21 protein-coding genes are annotated in these 24,396 nt (G+C 50.2%); 9 read left to right on the forward strand and 12 right to left on the reverse strand.

Annotated features, from left to right (window positions below):
• Positions 1-273: 273 nt before the first annotated feature.
• The gene (locus tag ACJJI5_RS13840; protein ID WP_445354367.1) at positions 274-591 is read left to right on the forward strand and encodes an Mpo1-like protein; all 318 of its coding nucleotides are present in this window, start codon (positions 274-276) and stop codon (positions 589-591) included.
• Between the two features lie 5 nt (positions 592-596).
• Here ACJJI5_RS13840 and ACJJI5_RS13845 read toward each other — a convergent pair whose 3' ends face one another.
• A complete protein-coding gene (locus ACJJI5_RS13845) occupies positions 597-2,108 on the reverse strand; it encodes a TyrR/PhhR family helix-turn-helix DNA-binding protein (protein ID WP_445354368.1) in 1,512 nt (503 codons plus the stop codon).
• Between the two features lie 112 nt (positions 2,109-2,220).
• On the opposite strand from ACJJI5_RS13845, the gene phhA reads away from it, so the two are divergent.
• From phhA to ACJJI5_RS13860, 3 genes are all read left to right on the forward strand, one after another.
• Positions 2,221-3,024 (forward strand): phenylalanine 4-monooxygenase, encoded by an 804-nt coding sequence (gene phhA, locus ACJJI5_RS13850; protein ID WP_444957523.1) that lies wholly within the window; start codon positions 2,221-2,223, stop codon positions 3,022-3,024.
• Positions 3,025-3,292: 268 nt separating this feature from the next.
• Complete coding sequence (locus tag ACJJI5_RS13855; protein WP_108733441.1) at positions 3,293-3,763, forward strand: Lrp/AsnC family transcriptional regulator; 471 nt, start codon at positions 3,293-3,295, stop codon at positions 3,761-3,763.
• A 96-nt stretch (positions 3,764-3,859) separates the two neighbouring features.
• Positions 3,860-5,029, forward strand: a complete 1,170-nt coding sequence (locus ACJJI5_RS13860; RefSeq protein ID WP_413665614.1) for a cation:proton antiporter domain-containing protein — start codon at positions 3,860-3,862, stop codon at positions 5,027-5,029.
• A 69-nt stretch (positions 5,030-5,098) separates the two neighbouring features.
• Here ACJJI5_RS13860 and ACJJI5_RS13865 read toward each other — a convergent pair whose 3' ends face one another.
• The 3 genes from ACJJI5_RS13865 to ACJJI5_RS13875 form a co-directional block, all read right to left on the reverse strand.
• Positions 5,099-5,902, reverse strand: a complete 804-nt coding sequence (locus ACJJI5_RS13865; protein WP_445354369.1) for an amidohydrolase family protein — start codon at positions 5,900-5,902, stop codon at positions 5,099-5,101.
• 128 nt (positions 5,903-6,030) lie between these two features.
• Entirely contained in the window at positions 6,031-6,678 is a 648-nt protein-coding gene (gene lepB / locus ACJJI5_RS13870; RefSeq protein ID WP_445354370.1) for a signal peptidase I, read from the reverse strand.
• Positions 6,679-6,889: 211 nt separating this feature from the next.
• The gene (locus tag ACJJI5_RS13875) at positions 6,890-7,801 is read right to left on the reverse strand and encodes a LysR substrate-binding domain-containing protein (RefSeq protein ID WP_445354371.1); all 912 of its coding nucleotides are present in this window, start codon (positions 7,799-7,801) and stop codon (positions 6,890-6,892) included.
• A 119-nt stretch (positions 7,802-7,920) separates the two neighbouring features.
• On the opposite strand from ACJJI5_RS13875, the gene ACJJI5_RS13880 reads away from it, so the two are divergent.
• Positions 7,921-8,607 carry a sterol desaturase family protein gene (locus ACJJI5_RS13880; RefSeq protein ID WP_445354372.1) on the forward strand — a complete coding sequence of 229 codons (687 nt, stop codon included), beginning with the start codon at positions 7,921-7,923 and terminating at the stop codon, positions 8,605-8,607.
• A gap of 320 nt (positions 8,608-8,927) precedes the next feature.
• Positions 8,928-9,038, forward strand: a complete 111-nt coding sequence (locus tag ACJJI5_RS13885) for a hypothetical protein (RefSeq protein WP_445354373.1) — start codon at positions 8,928-8,930, stop codon at positions 9,036-9,038.
• Positions 9,039-9,450: 412 nt separating this feature from the next.
• Here ACJJI5_RS13885 and ACJJI5_RS13890 read toward each other — a convergent pair whose 3' ends face one another.
• From ACJJI5_RS13890 to ACJJI5_RS13925, 8 genes are all read right to left on the reverse strand, one after another.
• On the reverse strand, positions 9,451-9,957 hold the full coding sequence (locus tag ACJJI5_RS13890; RefSeq protein ID WP_445354374.1) for a hypothetical protein: 507 nt from the start codon (positions 9,955-9,957) through the stop codon (positions 9,451-9,453).
• Positions 9,958-10,050: 93 nt separating this feature from the next.
• The gene (locus ACJJI5_RS13895; RefSeq protein ID WP_445354375.1) at positions 10,051-10,473 is read right to left on the reverse strand and encodes a hypothetical protein; all 423 of its coding nucleotides are present in this window, start codon (positions 10,471-10,473) and stop codon (positions 10,051-10,053) included.
• A 98-nt stretch (positions 10,474-10,571) separates the two neighbouring features.
• Positions 10,572-11,027: a hypothetical protein gene (locus ACJJI5_RS13900; RefSeq protein WP_445354376.1), complete on the reverse strand. Its 456-nt coding sequence runs from the start codon at positions 11,025-11,027 to the stop codon at positions 10,572-10,574.
• Between the two features lie 326 nt (positions 11,028-11,353).
• Positions 11,354-11,860 (reverse strand): DUF3592 domain-containing protein, encoded by a 507-nt coding sequence (locus ACJJI5_RS13905; protein WP_445354377.1) that lies wholly within the window; start codon positions 11,858-11,860, stop codon positions 11,354-11,356.
• A gap of 264 nt (positions 11,861-12,124) precedes the next feature.
• On the reverse strand, positions 12,125-12,679 hold the full coding sequence (locus tag ACJJI5_RS13910; RefSeq protein ID WP_445354378.1) for a hypothetical protein: 555 nt from the start codon (positions 12,677-12,679) through the stop codon (positions 12,125-12,127).
• A 563-nt stretch (positions 12,680-13,242) separates the two neighbouring features.
• Positions 13,243-13,707 (reverse strand): DUF2489 domain-containing protein, encoded by a 465-nt coding sequence (locus ACJJI5_RS13915; protein WP_282932600.1) that lies wholly within the window; start codon positions 13,705-13,707, stop codon positions 13,243-13,245.
• Positions 13,707-14,636, reverse strand: a complete 930-nt coding sequence (locus tag ACJJI5_RS13920) for an AEC family transporter (RefSeq protein ID WP_282932599.1) — start codon at positions 14,634-14,636, stop codon at positions 13,707-13,709. The genes ACJJI5_RS13915 and ACJJI5_RS13920 overlap by 1 nt, the downstream gene beginning before the upstream one ends.
• A gap of 6 nt (positions 14,637-14,642) precedes the next feature.
• Positions 14,643-16,019: a DNA recombination protein RmuC gene (locus ACJJI5_RS13925; protein ID WP_444893725.1), complete on the reverse strand. Its 1,377-nt coding sequence runs from the start codon at positions 16,017-16,019 to the stop codon at positions 14,643-14,645.
• A gap of 257 nt (positions 16,020-16,276) precedes the next feature.
• Between ACJJI5_RS13925 and murI the strand changes: the two genes are divergently transcribed.
• From murI to ACJJI5_RS13940, 3 genes are all read left to right on the forward strand, one after another.
• The gene (gene murI / locus ACJJI5_RS13930; RefSeq protein ID WP_445354379.1) at positions 16,277-17,110 is read left to right on the forward strand and encodes a glutamate racemase; all 834 of its coding nucleotides are present in this window, start codon (positions 16,277-16,279) and stop codon (positions 17,108-17,110) included.
• 100 nt (positions 17,111-17,210) lie between these two features.
• Complete coding sequence (locus ACJJI5_RS13935; RefSeq protein ID WP_445354380.1) at positions 17,211-19,910, forward strand: PD-(D/E)XK nuclease family protein; 2,700 nt, start codon at positions 17,211-17,213, stop codon at positions 19,908-19,910.
• Positions 19,907-23,365, forward strand: coding sequence for a UvrD-helicase domain-containing protein (locus ACJJI5_RS13940; protein ID WP_445354381.1), 3,459 nt, complete (start codon positions 19,907-19,909; stop codon positions 23,363-23,365). The genes ACJJI5_RS13935 and ACJJI5_RS13940 overlap by 4 nt, the downstream gene beginning before the upstream one ends.
• Positions 23,366-24,396 lie beyond the last annotated feature (1,031 nt).

The raw sequence follows: 24,396 nt of genomic DNA on the forward strand, positions 1-24,396 counted from the left end.
TTCCTCATATCGCTTACTTGCGGGTTAACCGCATATTTTTGCGGCAGCCTAACAGATAATTTGTGCCCGCGCCCTGATTGGCGTCTGTAGATATTCGTCTTAAACTTAGGAGTCTCTGAATAAACCCGCGATACGGCTAGCTTACGGAGCGATTCATAGTTAAGGCGCGACCTCGCAGCAATGCCTGGACCTTGCAAGAACTCGCAACGCAGAGATATTACGGTTTTGTTCAGCGGCTCCCCTGATTGTGCAATAAAAATAAGGAGGCACAGCATGGCCGCAATAGAAGCGCAAAAATTTGAATCTTTTCGCGAGTTTTATCCATTCTACTTACAGGAACATAGCAACCTCACCTGTCGTCGGCTGCACTTCTTCGGCACCAGTCTGGTGTTCGCGACAATAATTGTGGCTGTAGTAACTTCCAATATGTTGTGGCTAGCAGTTACTCCTGTCGCAGGCTACGGGTTTGCATGGATCGGGCACTTTTTCTTTGAAAACAACCGCCCGGCAACCTTTAAGTATCCGTTCTACAGTTTTATCGGGGACTTTGTTATGTTTAAAGATATGCTGATCGGACGAATCGACCGCTAAACAAACTATTTTTTATTGGCCGACAAACCGTATTTCCGCAATTTGTTGGCCACAGCGGTATGAGAAATACCCAGCTCCTTAGCCAGCTCCCTGGTTGAGGAGTGACCTTTGATAATGTCCGCCAGCAACGCCCTCTCCAGCTGCTCCATCATTTCCTTATAGGTAAGTCCACGGCTCCAGTCCCGCCAGGGAAGTTCCGCCTTAACCATTAAATCCGGCACATCCGCACAACTGATCGACGCCGCCCCTCTAATCAAGCATTGACTGGATGCGGCCATTAAATAGTCCCTGAGGCCGTTGAAGTTATCCGGCCAGTCATGGAGTTTGATCAACTCCATCACCTCGCTATCAAAATTGAGCTCACTAGCCTCTGGAGACTCCTGGCGCATTAAAGTACTGGCATAGCGCGGCAGAACCGGTCGCATATTTCGCAACGGGGGCAAGGACATCGCTAACGACGAAAAGAGCTGCGCAAGTGGCGGCGCAATAGATTCCCTATCAATAGCGGTGGCCACCAATCTCAGCGATACCGGCAAATTGCGGAGTTTTCTCAATAAATCAACTTGAGCTTCTGTTTTGAGAGTATGTATATCCTCAAGAATCAAAGTACCCGTTCGACGAAGATGTGAAGGCAGCTGCATAGTCCCGTCACGGGGGATAATTCGATAGCAATCAGCCCTTGAGGCCGATGGGGAGAGGTAATGCACCGCACAGGCAAACGTTGTCTTTCCTGTGCCCCGCTCACCCAGTATCAACAGAGGTGCACTGAGTTCAGATAAGTCCTGTAACTGGAGGCAACTCCTTCGACGCAAATCAAAATCCCACAACACCATCGGTCTTGGCAGCTCAGTGACAAACTCGCTGCTATCCCAAGGCTGTAAACGCAGTACCGCCCCAGCCAGTGAGTCAACCGCTCCGGGATTTCCCTCCAGAGTGATTGGGGACCAGTCCACACGAAAACTCTGCCCCCTTACCACCAGAGGCAGTCCGTAGCGAGGCACTGCAAAATCCCGCAGCAATTCTGCGACCTGCATAAGCGGCAGGAATCTCTGCAGCTGTAGACCAGGCACCTTGTCCAAGCTCACACCGAAGGCCCTTGCCGCTGCCAGATTGGCAGCGACCACCCTGCCCTCGCGATCCACACTAAGAACCGGATCAGTCACATGACTCAGCAAAGTGTCCAACTCGAAATGACGTCGCTCCAGGGGCAGTAGAGAGATCCTCCGCACCCGCTTAACTCCAGGAACCTGGTGCAGGGACTTCTCGATTGTCTGGTATTGAGTGGCAAGCATCCCGGGCGCTATCAGATAGACCTTATCTCCACTGTCACCCCCGAGCTCACCAGAGGTCACATTTATCCGATATTTTCCGAAAATTTGCATTATTTCGTGCAAAATACCGACACGATTTGCACAAGTAATCTCTACCCGCACAGCTTCACCTGTAAAGAAATGTTTACAGAAAGTGTAATTTGAACTCCCCGGAAGGCGCAATAGCTCGCCGCTGCCTCTCCCCACCGAGGGTACGCCTGGCTAAAAATAGAGGTCGAAACATAACAACAACAGGTTCAGCGGCAGGTGCTGGGCACTGGGAATCAGCGAGAGCTACCGAGCCGCAGGAGAGACATCCATGAAGAAAGAAGCAAAGAAGGCAAGCAAGTACGTTGCCCGGGAGCCCAATGAAGACGGCTTTATCGAGTATACCGACCTTGAACACCAAACTTGGCAGCGTCTGATTGAACGCCAACTGGATGTCTTACCTGGCCGCGCCTGCGATGAATATATGCACGGCCTGGAGCTGTTGGACCTACCGAAAGACCGTATCCCCCAGCTCGAGGAAATCTCCAGCGTGCTGCGCAAGGAAACTGGCTGGGAAGTCGCCCGGGTTCCCGCCCTTATCGGCTTCGAAACCTTTTTCGGTCTTCTAGCGGATCGCAAATTCCCAGTTGCTACCTTTATACGCACTCCCGAAGAGTTTGATTATCTGCAAGAACCGGACATCTTCCACGAGATTTTTGGCCACTGCGCCATGCTCACCAACCCAGCATTTGCAAACTTCACGCAAAAATACGGACAACTGGGCCTTAAAGCCTCGCCCAAAGAGCGCGCCTATTTAGCCCGCCTCTATTGGTTTACAGTGGAGTTCGGTCTGCTGAACACCGACGATGGTTTGCGCATTTACGGTGGCGGCATTCTGTCTTCCCCGAAAGAGACACTCTACGCACTGAGTCACCAACCAGAGCGCTACGATTTAGACGCGGTTACCGCACTGCGCACCCCATATCGCATCGATATTGTTCAACCCATTTACTATGTCCTCAACAGCTTGCAACAGCTGCAGGAACTGACAGAAATTGACCTGATGGCCAAGGTCCGCGAGGCCATTGAGCTGGGACTATTCGAACCCCGCTTCCCACCCAAAGACGCAGCCTGATCTGCATTCGAGATTGGGCGGCCAACTTCCGCCCAATCTCACCTCTACTAAAAAGCTCCCCCAGAAGCGTTGCACATCTAGGGAAATTCCACTACCAGCACTCCCCCCCTGAGCCTATCGTATCTGCAGTAGGTGTGATGGTAGTTCGATGACATTCATCCAATAGCCCCCACACCCACTCGCCCAAATACCGTTAGGGGTAGCCAGGGAGGCAATGCAATCAGCGCAAGGACACAAAACCCCTACCTTATAGGGAGCGCATAGCACTATGTCCTCACTTGACGCGATTGATAGAAAACTTCTTGCGATTCTGCAATCTGACGTCAGCCTTTCGATCGAGGAGCTGGCGGAGCGTGTGGGCCTGACAAAAACCCCATGCTGGCGCAGGGTGCAGAAACTGGAAAAGAGCGGCATCATTCGACGCAAAGTCGCCTTGCTTAATGCCGAGATTTTAGGACTTCCGGTCTCAGTGTTTGCCCAGGTTAAAACTGACCAGCACACTCCGGAGTGGGCCGACAACTTTGCCGAACATATGGCACAGTTGCCAGAGGTTGTGGCTTGCTACCGCATGGCAGGCGACTACGATTACCTGTTGCGAGTGGTAGTTAGCGATATCACGGCCTACGACCGTTTTTACAAGGAGTTAATCCGGCATGTCGGCATCAGCGATATTGTCTCCAACTTTGCCTTGGAACAGATCAAAAGCACTACCGAGTTACCGATTCCATCCGGTGAGTAAAGTCTCAACGCAACCACTTGGTAGGCACATAGACCTTTCAGCTGTTCGCACATCTATGGATAATGGTTAAATCTCGCTCACACACAAGGATGGCCTGTGGCGGACAGCTCCCTTTTCCAATCATTCTTCTTGATCTTTAGTGGCGCAGCAATTGTTGCCTCACTGGCTCTTTTTGGACGACAACCGCTTCTGGTCGCCTACATCGCTCTCGGTGTTTTACTCGGCCCATCCGGCTTTGCAGTAATCGATAACCTGCAACTTCTATCTGATATGTCCAGCGTTGGGATTATCTTCTTACTCTTCCTGTTGGGGCTGGATATGCAGCCTCAAGCGTTGGTAGCTGTATTGCGCAAAGCTACATTTGTGGGGGTTGTAAGCTGTGCGATCTTCCTCGGCCTTGGCTTTGGCATAGGCTTGCTGTTTGGATTTACTACCGTTGAATCCTGGGTAATTGGCATGGCGCTGATGTTCTCTAGCACCATTATCGGTATCAAACTGCTTCCCACGACCGTACTTCACCACAAGCACTTGGGTGAACTTATGGTGGGACTTCTTCTTTTTCAGGACTTTGTGGCAATAGTCTGCCTAATGGTACTGCTGAGTGATAACACCGGTGATGAACAGATCTGGCAATTGGCTCTCTCCTTTGGATCGCTACCACTGCTGATCCTTTTTGCCTGGTTAATAGTGAAATATATTTTATTGCCACTTTTTACCCGCTTTGACCGCTTCCACGAATACGTATTCTTAATGGCACTTGGATGGTGCATGGGAATGGCAGAGCTGGCAGAAGTTGTTGGCCTTTCAAGAGAGATCGGCGCATTTATTGGTGGTATCACGCTGGCTGCCAGCCGGATTTCACAGTACATCGCCCTCAGCCTTAAACCTCTGCGAGACTTCTTCCTGATCCTGTTCTTTTTCAGCCTCGGAGCGCAATTCAAGCTGGCCATGCTGCCCGAAATTCTACTTCCTGCCCTGGTCACAGCCGCCGCAGTTCTGGTAATAAAACCCGTTGTATTTCACTTCCTACTTGGAAATCGCAGTGAGCACAAAGTGCTCTCGTGGGATATTGGATTTCGACTTGGGCAAATTAGTGAATTTTCCCTATTAATCGCCCTGCTCGCTTATACGCAAAACCTGATTGGCAGCGCAGCATCACATTTAATCCAGGCAACCGCGATCCTTACATTCCTGGTGTCGTCTTACATTGTGGTGATGAACTTTCCCAATCCCATTGCAATCAAGGATGAGTTGCGAAGAGACTAAACCTCTTAGTCTCTTCCTGTAGCAGGATTTAGCAGACCACTGCAATCGACTAACAATGGTGACAGCTTATTAAAGCTGAAACACCCTTTCAGCATTCTTATATAAGAAGAGCTCGGCAACCTCATTCCCCAACTCCAGAAAGTGCATTTCCTTTAAACACATCTCCGGTGTCAGCATGGGATAATTAGTCCCGAACATCACCTTATTCTTACCGTGAGACTTGATAAATGAAACCAACTCGCGGGGGTACCTTTTTGGCTTATAAGCAGAAGTATCTATGTAGACATTGGGAAACTTGGTCGCAAAAGCGATCATTTCATTGTGCCAAGGGTACCCAATATGGCCGCAGACAATCTTTAGATCCGGAAAATCGAGAGCAATCCGCTCAATATGAGCAGGACGGCCAGAATCAGAGCTGCGCAACGGCCCGGTAAGGCCCACTTGCAAACAAACTGGCACATCCAGCTCAACACAAGCCGCATATAGCGGATAATACAAAGGGTGAGTACAAGGCAACTCCCAGAGCCACTGCACAATACGCAGCCCTTTAAAGTCATGTTCCAAAACGTACTTGCGCAAGGTTTGCACAGCCTCTACTGGCTTTCGCAAGTCCACTGATGCCAGACCGCAAAACCTGTCAGGATGAGTTAAAGTAAGATCCAGTACTTCATCATTGCTAATCAAGGCCCCGCTCGGCCCATGCCAAGCAGAAATCAATGCCTTGGACACATCTGCCATATCCATAGCTGACAGGGTCCACTCAAGGGGCACTTCTTTAAAATCCTGCCCCATCCAGCGCTTCAAAGTATCAAAGAAAGGTTCAGCAAGAAAACGTTCTGTAGGATGCTGGGCCCAAACATCAATCACTTTCATGTTAGCAACTCCCTGCTATTGAAATCCTTAACCGGGAAGGAGGAGCACTTATCCCTCCCTCTATTCTCTGGTAGCACAAGTATTGCCAGTGAACAGCTGCACCCATTTAAAGAAATATCATTGACTACCTACTTGAGAGGCATCGCCAAACTACTAAAGAAATCTCTTTCCTTAGAAAAGGAAAACGCTAAAGATGTAACTTTGCCCATAACCCTATCACGGTCAACCAAACCCCAATATCTCGAATCCAAGCTATCGTTGCGATGATCTCCCATGACAAAGTACTTACCTTCTGGGATCTCAATAGTCTTCCCAGTGTATGGCAATGTCTTATTACCACTAAGCTTGAACTGATGTTCCCTGCCATCAATGACTTCCCTACCCAGGATGTCCGAACCCACCCCACTTTCCAGGCGATACTCAAGCTGAGCCCCATTAACAAACACATTCACCCCTTCAATACGTAAGCTATCACCAGGGACGCCTATTACACGCTTCACATATAGTTGATCAGTGTGAGGTGGCAAAAAGGTAATAACATCTCCCCTGGAAGGGTTCCCCCATTGAGCAACCTGCTTATTGAAGAAAAATAAAGTTGGCCCATAGCTCGTCTTATCTACCCACAAAAAGTCACCAGGATGAATAGTAGGCTCCATAGACCCACTTGGTACTGGAGACCAATCGGCATACGCTGACTTGAAAAAGTACATAAGAAATAGAAACAATATTGCACCGCGGTTGTTTCTTACCGCACCCTTAAAACTAAACCTGCTCATTCCCTAAACTCCTTTCCCAGGACAACACACCACTTAAAACTGATCACTCAGAAATAACAGAACCTCTGAAAACTAAAAAATCAGCCTCTAGCTTTCATTAGGTGGGACATTATCCTTATCAGAACGTTCGAAAAGGATTACTCTTTTTGCAGCACATCCGTACTAAAAAAGGGAGCCATAAATATCAAAGGGCACTCGTATTACACGGTGTTTATAAACTCGGATAAAGCTCCAAAATCTTTTCCCTTAGCCAGCGATGAGCTGGATTTGTTGTCTGCGACTTATGCCAGGTGAGCTGAAGTACTACCTTTGGAAATGCCATTGGCAGTTTGAGCATACGTATGGGAAGCTCTTTATAATAGCTTGAAATCATCATTCTTGCTGGTACAACGCCAATTAAATCGGTTGTGCAAACCACATAGGGGAAAGACGAGAGGTGTGGGACTCGTAAACAAATATTACGCTGTAACTTTCTGGGCCTGGCTAGCCTTTCCATTGGAGAGCCCATAGGGTTTCCTCTTAATAGGGATACTTGTGGCAGCGATTGGAATTTTTTTTCACTGATTGTCTCACCCACATTTTTATTATGTTTGCTGACAATAATCACAAGCTCTTCTTCTGCGATAGGCTGGTTAACATAGCTGGGGGAATTGACTGGTAGGTAGTCAATGATTAGGTCTACTTCCCCATTACTCACCATTCTGGCTGTCATTTCTGACTCATCGGGGAGTACAGTAAGCCCGATGCCGGGTGCAAATTCTCGAAGCCATTTGCTGAAGCCAGGGATCATCAGAGTTTCCACCACATCGGGCATAACAATGGAGAATTCCTGCTCTGCTTTCCGGCAATCAAAAGACGTTTGCTGGAAGCCTGAACGGACGGTGTTGAGTGCCTGGTGAATAGAGGGGTGCAGTACCAGTGCGCGTTCAGTGGGGCGCAATCCCCTAGCGGTCCGTATAAAAAGCTCATCTTCATAAGTAGCTCTCAACCGCTTGAGGGCAGCACTGACGGCCGGTTGGCTCATATGCAGTTTTACTGCAGCTCTGGTCAGGTTTCGCTCAATCATAAGTGCTTCAAAAACGGGAAGCAGATTTAAATCCAGCGATCTAAGATGCGTAGACATTATCAACCTGATGAATAATGCATTTAATAATTATTTATTAGACGATACATGATGTCCCTAATTATATTTATCGTCAATAGCATGAAAAACCGCAAATACTATAAAAAGTCAGGTGAAATATGTCGAACATGCATGATACGGCGGCTTTCAGAGAGCAATATAGAGCCTATGCCCATAGCCGCTATAGCGGCTGGTTCCATTTAGGGAGTATTCTACTGATCAGCCTAATCGGTGCTATTTACTGTATTTTTCAGATAAGTGAGCTGAGGGCGCATGAACTGCTAATAATTCCACTGGGAATTCTTGCTTACAACGCTGTAGAGTATGCCGCCCATCGCTGGTCTGGGCATAATAAGTTGAGATTTACCAAACTGTTTTACAAGAGGCATACTGGCGATCACCACAGTTTCTTTTCTGCACCTTTGCTGTCTTTTGAATCAACTCGTGATTGGCGTATAGTGCTGTTTCCAATCTATCTAACAGCTGTTATCACTTTTTTTCTGGCACCACTTTGTGGTTTTTTTCTATCCTGGGTGGCTTCAGGTAATATGGGATATATCACAGCGGCAACCATGATATTAAATCACCTGGCTTATGAGCTAATGCATATCGGTTATCACCAACCCAAGAGTCACTGGTTTCATAAAGTGCCTGTGTTTCGTGAGTTAGCCCATTTACACAGAATTCATCATCACCGTAAACTAATGAAAGTTTATAATTTCAATTTAACATTTCCGCTATTCGACCTTTTATTAGGCACTTTCTATTGGGAGCCGCAGGATTCCTTTGACGAATTTCGCGACTGATAGTTTGTAGATTACTTGTACCTTATTACGCACTAGGTTCTGCCTTTGATCTTGATCTTCTTCCTGTAATCTTGCCAGCGTTAACTCTCTGATAATTGGCACTGGCGCATTACCAAAACTTAGAAACTCCTCATGGAAGGCCATGAAATCAAAATTTTTCTAATTTTTCGTTTGATTTCCTCACACAGAGAGAGAATATCTGAGTAATTGGCAATATAGCTGGCTAGCTGTACCTGGCTCAAGGTGACCCGCTGCCACTTGTCTTCAGCTCACTTAAAGTAGAAGCAATTCATGGTAACCGCTTTCCCACAAGGTGCCCCATGAGAGAAACCGTATTTGAGTATGTGGAGATAAACTACAATCGAAATCGCCTACACAGCGCCAATGGCTATCTCAACCCTAAGGCGCTTGAGAAACAACTAGCCGCTTAGTGGAGTGTCCGTAGTTGAAGGGGAGGATCAAAATGCTTCGATCATGCTACTACGAACACAATAAATAGAGGGGGTTTGGTGGTATACTCATAATTCTGCCCCCAAAATCATTGAAATTTTCGTGTGCAGACATAGTTTTGGAGGAAAGGTATTCAGCCGCAGGCTTGCTTTATGAGTAAGACATATCAATCGGGTGCTTTAACATCCAAAGGCTAACTTGTGCGACCAACCTAGTACGATAACAGCCTGCCCCTCAGAAACATAAAGTAGTCTAGGACCTATATGTAACGAATGAAATTTGCCTCCTCATGATCTCTAAGCGCCAACTCTAAACTTCCCAATCCATTACTAATGGCATAATCAATAGCAAGTATTGCCATTTAGCATATAAAGCCATTTAACTTTATGTAATTTATCTGCTAGCCAATCTTTCAGTACGTATTAGATAAGCCCGCCTATAGACCGCATAACCACCCCAAGCAGCACCTGTTGAAGCAATACAGAAAACCATATAAAAATCAGATAAGATTTGAAATCTTACAAGAAAGCCGACTGCAGCAAGCATACATAGAGCTACTAACGCAGCCCATTTCATTTTCCTAGTAATTACTGCATAACCTCTATAAACAGATGAATGATATAGCCCAAAAATTACAGAAACGGCAATACAAAAAACCAACCCCTCAATATCGAAATTGGGGCTAGCCAAAATCAGGAATGGAAAAAGGCACCCTGAAGCTGATATAATTTTGTCTCCTTGAAAGCCAGCCTCACCCCAAAAAATACTATAAATATGATTCGGATCTCCTTCTGACTCGGTTGACATCTTTACCCACAATGGAATCAAGAAAATGACTCCAAGCAGCCCCAAGATAAGAAGAACAAATAAAACCACCCCAAAAAAAATAGCAGTCATCACTTAATTCACTCACAACACCTCAACCACCCTTTACAGAGAAGTAGCACAATACGGCATAAACTATCAGGCTACAATTGTAAAGTGTATTGATCTTCAAGAGGGTTCTATATGAAGCCTCCACTCAGGTGAAAAAATTGAGTAACTATAACCCTCTGAGTATTCACTAATATAGCTGTAACCTGGGCCACGCCCAGCTAGCTTGACCAGAAACCGCTGAAAGCTAGCAAGGATGCCAGCACTTCCGTACACCCTTAAAATATTCCGGCTATTCCAATCATCCATTGAAAAGTAATCGTTAGCTTTGTTCTGAAGAGCCGTGAAAAGCTCCTCTTTTGTCTCATCACAAATAATCTCGATTGATATTTCTGACTCAGATATCACTAGCACTGACTCATTTTTCCCAATGGCTTTTCCAACAGCATCAGCGAACAGCAAGTAATCTTCTGACTTCGCACTTAAGACAAGATCATCAATCAATCCATTTGACCGAAACATTTGCCTTACTTCTATCTTCACTATTTTTTACCTAACTCGCTAACATACCCAATACTTTCACTTCAATGTCAGTTTTTTCTGTTAAAGCTTAACGAATTACCACTTTAGCTGCCTAACTTTTATGCATCTTCAAAAACTCGTAGGGCCTTCTCACCCAGCCAAACTACGGTACCTACCATTAAGCAGCTCATGCCGCCACCCAGCACTGAGGTAACTAATGCACTAACACCCTGCACCTGCTCACCGTTTGCAGTGACAGTTCCAAAGCCAAAAAAACCAAGAACTCCGAGAACCAACCATAATAACCCGATACTGCAACAGCATGCTAAAAAGCAACGTTTAAACGTAAATTGATTTCGGCTTTCATCAATCGCTCCTTGCCGGGGAATTGATCCTGACAGCCCTGCAATCCTATTATTCAGCTCTTGGACTTCCATCTTTTTCTTAGAAAGTTCAGCTTTCAGATTACCATGCCTTTCTGGATATTTTCCCTGGTCCATTCCATCAATGGCTTCTTGTAACTCTTGAATAGTGTAAGTTTCAATTTTTCTCATACTAAATACGGTAGCAACCATAACACTCTATATAAGGGTGGCCGGGGTTTTGGATATTTTACAATCGACCCGGAAGATACCCTCTAAATCATAAACATTTCACATCGACTCTCCAAATAGCTCTTTACAGCATTTCCAGCCCCCTACTTAACAACACATACATTCCTTGAAAAAAACTGGAAGCATAAATCTAGCTTCAGGAAAAACAGGATGTTCACACGAACTACACATAAAACCGAGCTCAGGCGCTTACAAAAAACCAACCGCCCCGACTATCTCAACGCAGCATCCCAAATTGATTTAAAGATCAGGCACTCAAGATGTAACTTTTCTTAGCGAGTTCGCAACTAGTACATCGATAAATCATACTGCAACAATAAATATCCGTATAAATCTACGAAATAGCTACTCTTAAATAAAACAATTAGAGCAACACCCAAAACTGGCAACAAAGGCACCAAAATGGCACTTAGTCGACTGAACGGCGCCACCTCTAAATATGCAAAACCACTGACTTTTGGGTTAACCCGAACGTCAACAACATCTCCTGGCCGGTATTTTTTGGTAAGGTAAGATTCATATTCCAAACTCGGAAACAGGTCATAACCTCGCAAAACTGGCGTTTCGGATTTATACTCTCTTCCTCTAAATTTATAATTGAAGGCAATTATTGCTTCAGTTACCTTTTTTCCATTGGAATCCAATTGATTCAGCAATCGGGAGTGAGTGATCTCTCCAACTACCACAGGCCAATTGCCGAATGTTTTTCGCATCCTCAGATACACAACCGTCTGGAAAAACCCAAATAAAATCATAACCGCAGGAATAAGTAATTGTATAGCTTTAAAGATCATTAATTTATGCTCCTAATATCGTGAGCAGCGGCGGTCTATTCTGGAAACTTTATGCGTGCCGATTGCAATGAATCTACAATGCAAAATACATATTTGGCATCCTACAACAAGGCTCACAACCGATACATTATCAATCACGGCCCTCCCAAATTGGGAAGCCGAATTACATTTGAGAAATTTTTGACTTTTGCGGAAGATAATCAACCACCAGCGATCAAACTCACGCTGCACCATTAGCCTGAGCACTCAAAATGCTCTACCCTGTTATAATCCGGACTTGTCTCTATCCTTCTTGCGGAGTTCTATTAACTCCTCCAATCTCATCAACTTCCTTTCATTCCTTTCCACGAAGTACTCTATTAACTTTAAATTATCTTTTTGCCACGCATCCATATGCAGCTGTGTTGCTTTCATCGTCACTTCATTTATACGATCTAGCTTTTTAAAAACTGGCCTTTGATTAATCTCCCTTAACTCCAGCAACTCTTCAAAAGTGAGCATTGAAACAATATTATTAACTAGTAATTCCTCAAGCTCCTTGGGGTCGAACTTAAATACATTGGAAGACACCACATCCATGTACAACTGTTCTTCCATGGCAACAATTTCCGGCGACACTTCACTAACCCCATAGAGAGGCTCATATAACTTTATAAAGTCCTCTCTTTGTTCATCGAAGAGTTCTTTGAGGTCTGCAGATTCTTTTTTGGCGACATCATCGATAAATATTTCTCGAGCCAAATCTTCACTTGATTGAGAAAAACCTACCCCCGGTATACACAGGCAGAATAGAAATATACTCTTAATAACTTTATTCATTTGACATTTAACTTAAAACTTCGACCACATACTTTTCAATAACCGCACCCACCGATAAAATTATATGGGCACCCAAATCTCATCACGCCCTACATTTCATATCTGGTTAAGCCTCAGAAAATAGAGGCTTTAATAAATAGAAGATATTGACGATAGAGTCACAGGGCAGATAGATAACATCGGCTCGACACCTACCCACTTCCCCCACCTTAGAAAACCTGCAAACTTCATTGAAAATCAATGAGTTAGCCAATTTCAAAATAGTGCAAACCAATGAAGTTGGTTTTGGCTTTAGGTATCTTGAGCGGATTAGGCTAAAAACCTAGCTTGATGTCAACCTATAAAAATATGGAGATGTAGTCGATGCTGGCGTTTACAGCTGATGGCTGGTGAATTAATTGGAATATATTTTTATGAATTAGATATTTTATAAAAAAGCAATCTGGTTCCGGCAGCAGATTGATTAGGAGGGAATACTTCACCTGATTTCAACGAGCAGATTTCTGCTCGTTGAAACATACATAAATACTCAAGTCTAATGAGTCACTTTTCAGTTTCCAGATTCAAAAAGAACGCCCCAAAATACGCTTGGCAGCATCCATCGCAAAATCCTTATAGTCCGCCTCTACTTGCGCCATCTCCAACTCATACTTGAACTGTTCTTTACGCGGCAGTTCTTTCCAGTCTTTAAGAATTGGGATATGACTGGTTTTCTCTGCGATGGTGTAGAAGGCCACAAACTCTTCACGGACTTTATCTTCCACCTGAAGCGCATCCAATAGAACGCGAATACGAATCGAAGCTTCGGTAAGCCCTACTCCATCATCCAACAGGGTGCGGGCAATAATCTGGATGCTGTCGTTTACTCTTTCGCGCTGATCTTCGGCAGCTTGCTCTAGCTCCGCCAGTTGTTCGGCCTGTTTCTTTTGCGCTACTGATAGTTTGCGCAGATAGTAGCCAGCCACAATAGCGAGAGCAAAAATGATTACTGCTGCAAGAATAAGCAACCAGGTTGGGAAAACGGTCATTAAAAGTACACCTTAAGCAATGCCAGCCCGATACTGGCAGTAACAACAGAAAGCAATGTGCTGAGCCCCACAATATTCGCCGTAAGCTGGCTATTCCCGCCCATCGCATGGGCCATTACAAAGGCCGAGATCGCACAGGGAGCACCCGTCATCAGGATCAAATATCCCAAGTACTCAGGGCTCATGCCCAATGCCAAACCAATCAACAGGCAGACAATCGGGGCAACAACCAGTTTAAGTAATGAGGCCGCCAGCGCCGTAGGGGAACTGCGCATCAGTGTTCGCATTTTCATGCTGGCACCAATACAAATAAGCCCCAATGGCAAGCCCACAGATGCAAGATACTGAATGGTATCATGCAGCACCTCCGGCAACCTTACAGCCAACAAACGGCACACAATGGCTGCGATTACACCGAGGATAAGAGGGTTCTTGACCAGCTCCCACAGCATCACCCGCCAGCCAAATTTTCTGTCCTTATTGTAAAGCACGAAAAGAGCGACGGCGATAACATTAAACTGAATCGTAAGTGCCGCTACCAACCCTGCGGAATTAGAAACACCCTCACTTCCGTAGGCTTTTTCGATCCAGGCAAGGCCGACAATCGCCACATTTCCACGAAAGGCTCCCTGGATAAATGCACTGCGATCCATTGGCGCTACCGGCCTTGCCAGCAACCATGCCAACGGGAGCATTACAAAAGTGCCGAGAACCCCTGCTACCAGTAGGTCTATTTCTTGCGCGGGGCTGGTATCCGAGGAATAGATATTAATAAAAAGCAATGCAGGCAAGGCTACGTGGAAAACAAGCCTTGAAGCATCATCAATAAAGCTGTCCCGAACTATCCCTTTATACTTGAGCAGGTATCCGCCAATAATCATCAGGAAAATCGGCCCTGTGACTGATAGCGCGAATACAAGATTTTCCATAAAAAGTTATTCTTCCGCAGCAGTTTCCTCAGCCTGTGGCAATCCCTTTACCTCAGGCTGATCCGCTCGCTCCCTTAAGTCCGCAGAGATCTGTTTACGGGTTTTAGCACCCAACTTACGCAAGCTGTCGATACGCTTCACCGCATTACCACGCCCTGTCGCCAGTCGCTTGTAGGTCTGCTGGTAGGCGTCATCCGCTTGGCGCAGGCGGTCACCAAGAACATCCAGTGACTCCAGCACCATAGCAAACTGATCGTGCAGCTTGCCGGCTTCGTCAGCGATTTTTTCCGCGTTCTTGTTTTGTTTCTCGTAGCGCCAGATATTCTCGACGGTGCGCAGGGTCGCCATCAGGCTGGTGGGGCTCACCAGGACAATTTGCTTCTCATACGCGAAACGGAACAGGTCCGGGTCCGCTTGCATAGCCAACATATACGCAGCTTCAATGGGCACGAAAATAAAGACGAAATCCAGGGTGCGCACACCCTCCAGCTGCTCGTAGGCTTTCTTGTTAAGGCCGGTGATATGGGCGCGCAGGGAATTCACATGCTGTTTCAGGGCTTGGGTGCGCTCCTCATCGGTTTCCGCCGAGCTGTAGCGCTCGTAATCCACCAGGGAGACCTTCGAATCGATAATCAGGTCTTTGTTTTCCGGCAGGCGCACAATCACATCCGGCTGGCGCCTGCGGCCATCACTCGTCAGCGTTACTTGCGTTTCGTATTCGCGACCCTTCTGCAAGCCGGACTCCTCCAGCAAGCGCTCCAGCACTACTTCACCCCAGTTACCCTGAATCTTGCGGTCACCTTTTAGGGCTGAAGTCAGGTTCAGGGCCTCATCACTGATGCGCTGGGTTTGCTCGCGCAACGCTTTAATCTGCCCCAGCAGGCTGTTGCGCTCGGCATTTTCGCGATCGTAGACATGCTCTACTCGTTTGCGGAAATCCCCCAGCTGACGCTCCAACGGATCGAGACTTTTGCGCAAACTGTCCTCACTGCGGCGCACGAAGCTCTGCTGCTTCTCTTCAAAAATCCGGTTGGCCAGATTCTCGAACTGCTCACCCATGGCAATACGCATTTGCTCCATCAGCTTGCGCTGCTCCGCCAGGGCCGCCTCCCCTTTTTCTACCAACACCTGGCTTCTCGTGAGCTGTTGGAGCTTGTCCGCCAACTCGGTACGCAGGGATTCCACCTCAACCCCAAGTTGGGATTCCCGCTCGCGGCTGCTATCAATACGCGCCTGAGCCACCTGCAATGCGGCTTCGCTCTGTAATAAAGCGCGGCGGCTACTGGCTCGCGCCAACCAAAACACCAAGCCCAACAGAAACAAGATGGCAACAGCCGCCATCACCGCGTGATCGGCATTCAATTGCAGCGGAAACGCTGGCATAGAGTGGTACTCCCAGACCTGGAAAGAGAAGGATAAATCAGGATTTTGCCAGGGGCCTCGCCCGCTGGCCTGCCCGGGATACCACCCAGGCGAAGGCGCCATTCTACCAGCTTGCCCCTGGAAAGTACCCCGCGCCAGCCCGGCCGATAACCTCAGTATCAAGGGATAGGTTTGCGCCCGAGAAGACCCAGCGGGAATTTTTACGGGGTTTTAGGTATTCTTGGAGGATTGGTTTCGATGTTGGTACTCCAGAACGCATGCACAAACACAGCGCCCTCCCAGACAGCCCAGCCCCCAGCGCCCTGATCTTTGATTCCGGCGTGGGCGCCGTCAGCATTGCGCGGGAGATCCGCCGCCTGATGCCGGGCCTGACCTTGCACCTGGGTGTGGACAACGGCTTTTACCCCTACGGCAACAAAAGCGAAGAAGAACTGCGCCCCCGGATCGTCCAGCAGGCCCAAGCCATGATGGAGCACTGCGGTGCCGATATTTTAGTGGTGGGCTGCAACACCGCCAGCACCCTGGCCCTACCCCAGCTGCGCGAATCCCTGAAGAAACCCGTAGTGGGCGTTGTACCCGCTGTGAAACCCGCCGCTGCCGCCAGCCGTTCCCGCACCATTGCCCTGATTGCCACTGAAGGCACCGTCAATCGCCGCTACACACGAGAGCTTATCGAGCAATTTGCCAACGGCAACCGGGTAATTAATGTGCCCGCACCGGAGTTGGTGCATCTGGCGGAAAGCAAACTGCGCGGCGAAGCCATCACCGCAGAGGATTTGGAGCCGGTCTTGCACCGCGTATTCCACACCGCCGGCGGTGACCAAGTGGATATTGCCGTATTGGCCTGCACCCACTTTCCCCTGCTGCGGGAAGAACTGGACCAGTTCGCCCCCCGCTCAATCCAATGGCTGGATTCCGGCGAAGCCATCGCCCGGCGCGTACGCTGGTGGCTGGAAGAACTCGGGCTGATGCTGCCGGATGCCCCAAATACTGGCCGCCTGATCACCAGCACGGTTGACCTAACCGGCAATATAGAGAGGGCCTTTAGCGAGTTCGCCCCAGTTGCCGAACCCCTCGCACCTAACCCCTAACAACAAGCCATTAAATGATGAGAACCGCGCAACAGAGTTGACAGTTCCGTCACAAACCGCGACCGTTCCCCGAATAACACCCTAACCGGTACCCGAATTCATGCTGAAGCCGGCATTTCCCGCTCTCGAAATATTTGCGCAGCTGCCCCCCGGCGGACTGCTGCTCACCCCCAACAACCGTTTGCGCAACCGCTGCCAACAGGTGTTTGCCGCGCAGCAGTCGCCCGGTGCCTGCTGGATGCCGCCTCCGGTGGAATCCCTGCGCAGCTGGCTGGACAAACTCTGGTTCCAGCTGCAACAGCGCAACTGGCAGCCCGCCTTGCAGCAGGTATTGAATCGCGAGCAACGGCAATTGCTCTGGCAGCGCGCCCTGGATGAATCCCTGGACCGGCAACTGCTCAACAGCCAGCAACTGTGCCGGGATGCCGATAGCGCCCTGGCGCAGCTACTCCAATGGCAACTGATCTCCGACCTCTCGCAAATAGATGAAGCGCTAACTCCCCTACTGGAACAGTTCGCACTCTCTATGCGCAGCGACGAACTGCCGCTGTGCGTCATGATCAAGGCCTTTGCTACTGAGCTTCAGGCCCACAGCGCCATCACCCCAGACCAGCGCGATCAATTGATCCTGCGCGCATTCCAGGAAGGCATTCTGGAACCCGTCGAGCAAATTGATACCGCCGGCTTCGCCCAGATTTCGCCCCTCGCCAATGCCCTGATTCACGCAGGTGCAACAGCCGTTAATGAAAGGCCGGGACTCACCCAGCAGAGTGAATTATCCGTAGCCGCCTGCGCCGATTTGGATGAAGAGCTCTACCAAGCAGCTCTTTGGGCCGGACAAAAGCTCGCCGAAAACCCCGGCCACAGCATCGGTATAGTGGTGAACAATCTCGGCCAGTGCCGCGCCCAGGTGGAAGCGGTATTTTCCCGCGTGCTCGAGCCCCAATACCTGGACCCGCAGCAACCGCGCTACACACTGCCGTTTAACTTTTCCGCCGGTACGCCCCTGGCACAGACACCGGTCGGCAGCGCCGCCTTACAATTGCTATCGCTACTGCAAGACGAATGGGATTACCCTCAATTGCAAAATATCCTGTTCAGCCCCTTCTGGGGTGACGACAGTGAAACCTGGCTGCGCAGCGCCCTGTTCCGCCGTTTACAAAAACTGGAACTTCGCCGTATCGACGGCGCCACCCTGCGCTATTGGGCCGAACGCACCGCAGAAGTGCTCCACTTGGAATCGCCGCAACTGCCCCGCCAGCTGGAACAAATGGCCGAACGCGCCCGGCGCTGGCAGCGAGCCCCCGCAGAAATTTGGGCCGCGCGCTTTTCCGAAACACTTAGCGCATTAAATTGGCCCGGCAACCGCAATCCGGACAGCCAGGAATACCAGCAGCTGATGCAATGGGAATCCATCCTGGAAGAGTTCGCCGCACTCAGCGCCTGCGGTGGCAACCTCACCCTCACCCAGGCCCTGCAATTGCTGCGTCAGATTGCCAGCCGCACCCCCTTCCAAGCGGAAACCCGCGATGGCCCCCTGCAAATTCTCGGGGTACTGGAAGCCGGCGGCCTCGCTTTCGATCACCTGCGCCTGGTCGGCTTCGGCCAACAGCAATGGCCACCGGCACCGGCACCCAATCCGCTGTTGCCGATTCAATGGCAAAAACACTGGAAGATGCCCCGCGCCAGCGCCGAGCGGGAATTGGAACTGGCCCGCGAACTCACTGCCGACCTGCTCAATGCCAGCGGCGATATCGTCGTGAGTTACACCTGTGAAGAAGACGGTGTGCAGCAGGGGCTGAGCAGCTTGTTTGAAAGCCCGCAACAAGCCCAGCACTTTGCCGAAGGCGCCCTGCACAATCACTACAGTCAACTGGCGCAAGCCTGCCAGCTGGAAAAAATCGAAGACAAAAAGCTACCGCCACTCACCCCCGCCGAATGCGAACAAGTGCGCGGCGGTGCCTCGGTACTCAAGGCCCAGGCCCTGTCCCCGTTAAATGCACAATTGCGCTTTCGCCTCGGCGCCAGCAGTTTTACCCAACCGGATATCGGCCTCGGCCCCGCCGAGCGCGGTAATGTGGTGCACCAAGTGCTGGCGGAATTCTGGCAACAGTGCGGCACTCTCGCACAACTGCAAGCTATGGACGACGAGCAACGCCAGGCGCAAATCGAGCGCGCGGTGGAACGGTCCCTCGGCAGTGTGCGCAAAAAATATAATCACCTGCCGATCGGATTTTGGGCTATGGAAAAGCAGCGCCTGGAGCGTCTGCTGCAACAATGGCTATCCGTCGAACTGGACAGGCCCAATTTCTCCGTAGAGAAAGTCGAATGGGAACAAGCCGTGGAAATCGGCGGGCTGCACTTTAACCTGCGCCTGGACCGACTGGACCAACTCGCCAGTGGCGAGCAACTGGTGATCGATTACAAAACCGGCATTCCCAGTATTCGCGACTGGCTTACCCAGCGCATCCGCGAACCCCAGCTGCCGCTCTACGCCCTGTTCCAACCGGACGCCCACGCTATCGCCTTCGGCCAGGTGCGCAACGGCGACTGCAAATGGAATGGCTGTGGAGATCTGGAGTACCCCATCACCGGCATTAAAGCCGTGGGCGATACCGAAAAAGAATCCCCCTACGGCACCTGGAGCAATCTGGTGGAGCACTGGCGCTACAGCCTGGAATCCCTCGCCACAGAATATCGCAGTGGTGTAGCCACCCTCGCCTTTGATCGCCCCACCGATAACAACAGTGAACTCTGGCCCCTAAACCGCTGGCCGGAAAGGGAGCAAATAACCGAATGAACGAAGTCGTGACCACTCCCGCCCTGCGCCGCCCCATCGATGCCGACGCCCGCAGCCAAGCCCTGGATATCAGCCGTAGCTTTGCCGTATCTGCCCCGGCGGGCTCCGGTAAAACCGGCCTGCTCACCCAGCGCGTATTAAAGTTGCTCGCCACCTGCCAGCAACCGGAAGAAGTGCTGGCCATTACCTTCACCCGCAAAGCCGCCGGTGAAATGCGCGAGCGCCTGATCGACGCCCTGCACAGTGCCCGCGACCAAGCCCGGCCAGATAACCCTCACGATGCCATCACCTGGGATTTAGCCCGCGCCCTGCTGGAGTGGGATCGCGAACTGGAATGGGAACTGCTGCAAACACCCCAGCGCCTGCGCATTCAAACCATTGACGGCCTCTGCCGCAGCCTCGCCAGCCAACTGCCGATCGAAAGCGGCCTGGGCGCACCGGGTGAACCCCTGGAGCGCACCCAAATCGCCTTTGAGCTAGCGGTGGTGAACCTGCTCAAGCACCTCGATGGCGAAACCCCAGACACAGACCTACAACAGCTACTGCTCCACCTGGACAACGACCTGGGCCAGCTCAATAAGCTACTGCGTATTTTGTTGGACAAGCGCGAGCAATGGCTCGGCCCACTTTTGAGCGTTAACTTCTACGGCGCCCAGGATTATTTCCATTTTGTCATCGACGAACTGGTGGCAGAAAAGCTGCAAGACCTCACCACCGCCCTCGGCAGTGTCGCCGGGGAACTGCTGGAGCTGGCCAGTTATGCCGGCAGCAATTTACAAAAGGAAAACCCCAGCCACGGCCTGTGCCTCTTCGCCGAACTGGACGATTTCCCCAGCACAGACAGCAGCGGCCTGCCCGCCTGGCTCGCCCTCGGCAGCCTGCTCCTCACCACCACCGGTGATCTGCGCAAAGGCGGCGGCATCAATAAAAAACTCGGCTTTGGCCTGCCAGATAAAAAAGATCCCGAGCGCCCCGTCGCCGAAGAATACAAACAGCGCATGCAAGACCTGCTGGCAGAACTGGCCGGCAACGAACCACTGCTCTCTGCACTGCGGGAAGTGGGCAAACTCCCTAACGGACTGCAACAGAGCCAATGGCAACTGCTGCAAGGGCTCGCCCAGGTATTGCCAAAACTGGTCGCCGAATTAAAATTGGTCTTCCAACAGCTGGGCGCCACCGACTATACCGAAGTGGCCCAAGCCGCATTGATCGCCCTGGGCGATAGCGATAACCCCACAGACCTGGCCCTAAAACTGGACCTGCAAACCCAGCATATTCTGGTGGACGAGTTCCAGGACACCTCCCACACCCAGCTACAACTGTTGGAAAAACTCTCTGCCGGCTGGCAGCAGGGAGACGGCCGCACTTTATTTATTGTCGGCGACGGCATGCAGTCCTGTTACGGCTTCCGCAATGCCAACGTGGGTATTTTCCTGGATGCGCGCAAACGCGGTATCGGTGAAGTCCCCCTGGAAGCCCTCGACCTCCAGGTAAATTTCCGCTCCGAAAGTGGGGTGGTGAACTGGGTCAACGAAACTTTCCAAAGGGCCTTTCCGCAAGCGGACAATATCGGGCGCGGCGCCGTGCGCTATCTGCAATCCGAAGCTTTTAAAGGCAGCAAATGGGCCGAGCCCTCGGTCAATTTTTACGGCTGCATCGATGACGAAAACCGCAACCGTGAAGCCACCCAAGCGGTTGAACTGGTGCAGCAATTACAAGCGCAAGACCCGGAAAGCCGTATCGCCATTCTGGTGCGCAAGAAAAAACACCTACAAAAGATTCTGCCTGCCCTAAGTGCTGCCAATATTGCCTTCCAGGCCCCAGAGCTGGCGCCACTCGCCAGTAAAATGGTGGTGTTGGATTTACTCAGCCTCACCCGCGCCCTGCTCGATCCCAGCGACCGAATCAGCTGGCTGGCCGTACTCCGCGCCCCCTGGTGCGGACTGCAACTGCCAGACCTTTACACCCTGGCCAACTGGGGCAATGGGGATATCACCGTAACCGATACCAGCGCGCGCCCATTATTAATGGCCTTGCAAGAAGTGGAAGATATCGCACTACTCAGCGATGAAGGGCGCGCGCGCCTGGCCCAAGTGGCTCCCAAACTGCTGCACGCCTGGCAACAGCGTGGCCGCAAACCCCTGCGTACCTGGATTGAAGGCCTCTGGCTGGCACTGGGTGGCCCCGCCACCGTAGCGCAAAAATCCGACCTGAATAATGTGCAGGATTTTCTGCAATTATTAGAAGCCTTCGATACCGGCGGAGCCATTACCGACTGGCAACAGTTCACCTTGGCCCTGGAACAGCTCTACGCCCGCCCCGCCCAGGATGCCAAAGTGCAGGTGATGACCATTCACAAATCCAAAGGGCTGGAGTTCGAACACGTACTGATCCCAGGCCTGGACCAAGGCGGTAAACCCGGCAGCGATCAACTGCTGCGCTGGAGCGAATGGCTTAGCCGCGAAGGCGAAAGCCGCTTCCTGCTCGCCCCCAAAAATGCGCGCGGCGGCCAGGATCCGGTTTTTGAATACCTGAAGCACGACAACAGCGAGCGCGAACGCCTGGAAGGCACCCGCCTATTGTATGTAGGCTGCACTCGCGCTATCCGCTCACTGCATCTTTTAGCCTGCATCAACCGGGATGAAAAAAAGGGCCACCTAAAAACCCCCGGCAGCGCCGCCCTACTCGCCGGCATCTGGCCCAGTGTTTTGCACCACCAGAAAAGCGACTGGTGTCACTGGCTGGAAGCGGAAGAGCCCCTACTCAACCAGGAAGATACCAGCAGAGATCACGACTACCTGCTGCGCCTGCCCAACCAATGGCAACCCCAAGCCATGCCCCGGCAGGAATGGCTGGCCCAATACCGCATGCCAGACTACCAACCCAAAACAGAGGAAGAAGACAATATTCCCGAGCTGGGCCAGGTAGCCCTGCGCTGGCTTAAACACGCCGGCACCGTAGCCCACGAAACCCTCGCCACCATTGCCGAGACCAATATCAACGACTGGACACCCAGCAAACTGGAAGCCCAACGCCCCCTATGGCAACTGCGCCTGAAACAATTGGGGCTATCCGCCACCAGCCTGGACCGCGCCGCCGAGAAAGTGGAAATCGCCGTACGCAACAGCCTCAACTGCCCAACCGGCCGCTGGCTATTGGATGGCTCACTAAGGGAATCCGCCTGCGAACTAGAACTCCACAGCGGCGGCCGACAGTTACGGCGCTCTATTGTGGACCGCACCTTTATCGATAACGAAGGTATCCGCTGGATTGTCGATTACAAAACGGCGGAACCCAGTGGTGAGGAAAGCCAGGAAGAGTTTGTTGCGGCTCAGCTGGAGCAGTACCGGAATCAGTTGGAGAATTACCGTAAGCTCTATTATGCGCGGGGAGAGCGGAATATTCGGTGTGCGCTGTATTTTCCGTTGATGCAGAGGTTGGTGGAGTTGGATTAGGGGTAGTTTGGCTTGGCAAAAAGCACCTCCTTTAATCCAATATGAAAATGGCAAAGGATATATGGTGGTAACCGAAGGTCCTTCTACAAAACTTCGAAAATGTTTCCGCATAGATAGAGCTGCTGCTCAGGTTGTGTACCACCCTTTCCCTGCCGGGTAACATCCTGGCTCAAACAATGAGGGCAGCAGACCTCCTCGGACCAACGACACTGACGAATTTGTTCACAGCATTTTGCATTATCGAGGAAATCATAAAATCTCATATTGAGTCTGTTTCAAAGACATTTAGCTACTGATACCATTAATGATGTCTCAAACTCTGGACTCCCCGGAATCCATAAAGAGGCTATAAAAAAATGTATCTGTCTCATTTAATCTTATTCGAAAGCCTACGCTACATAGTCAGATGATGGGCAGCTTTAAAATAGTTTCGTATTTTATTAACTATCTTTTTGAAGTTGATTTTCAAAACACAACGCAGAAAAGCTTGAGGATTAGGATCAATAAAGGTTTATGGCACTGCTAGCACCAAAGTATCGAAATCTCCAACCCACCTCAGAGTACTTATCAGATAAAGTGGTTCTGGCACAGGCATGGAAGAAAGCCCATCAATATATACGCTCTACCAACTGGTTCAGCAATCAATTTAAGTGACCACTTGAATTCCTGGCTTAAGGACCTTTCAGGCAAGGACTTTAGCTTTGATCCCTTAAAATTAGTGCCAGCGCCAAAGTCATCTCCCTGGTATTTTGAAAAGTGCCAAGATAATGAGACTGACTCCACATCTAACCAAACCAAATCGACTAAAGTATCCAAGAAAATATCCCATCATTGGCAGCCAGAAAGAGATAAAGATTACCGAGATGGCATTAAACCTCTGAGGCCTCTGGCCCATATTTCCATTCGCGATCAAACCCTGCTTACGGCTCTGATGATCTGCATGGCTAACCAGGTGGAGAGTTTACAGGGTGATACCTCTACTGAATTTGATGAGGTTCACTCCAAAAAAGTTGTTAATTACGGTAATCGGC

The sequence above is a fragment of the Microbulbifer maximicatervae (SeqCode) genome, assembly GCF_052467955.1.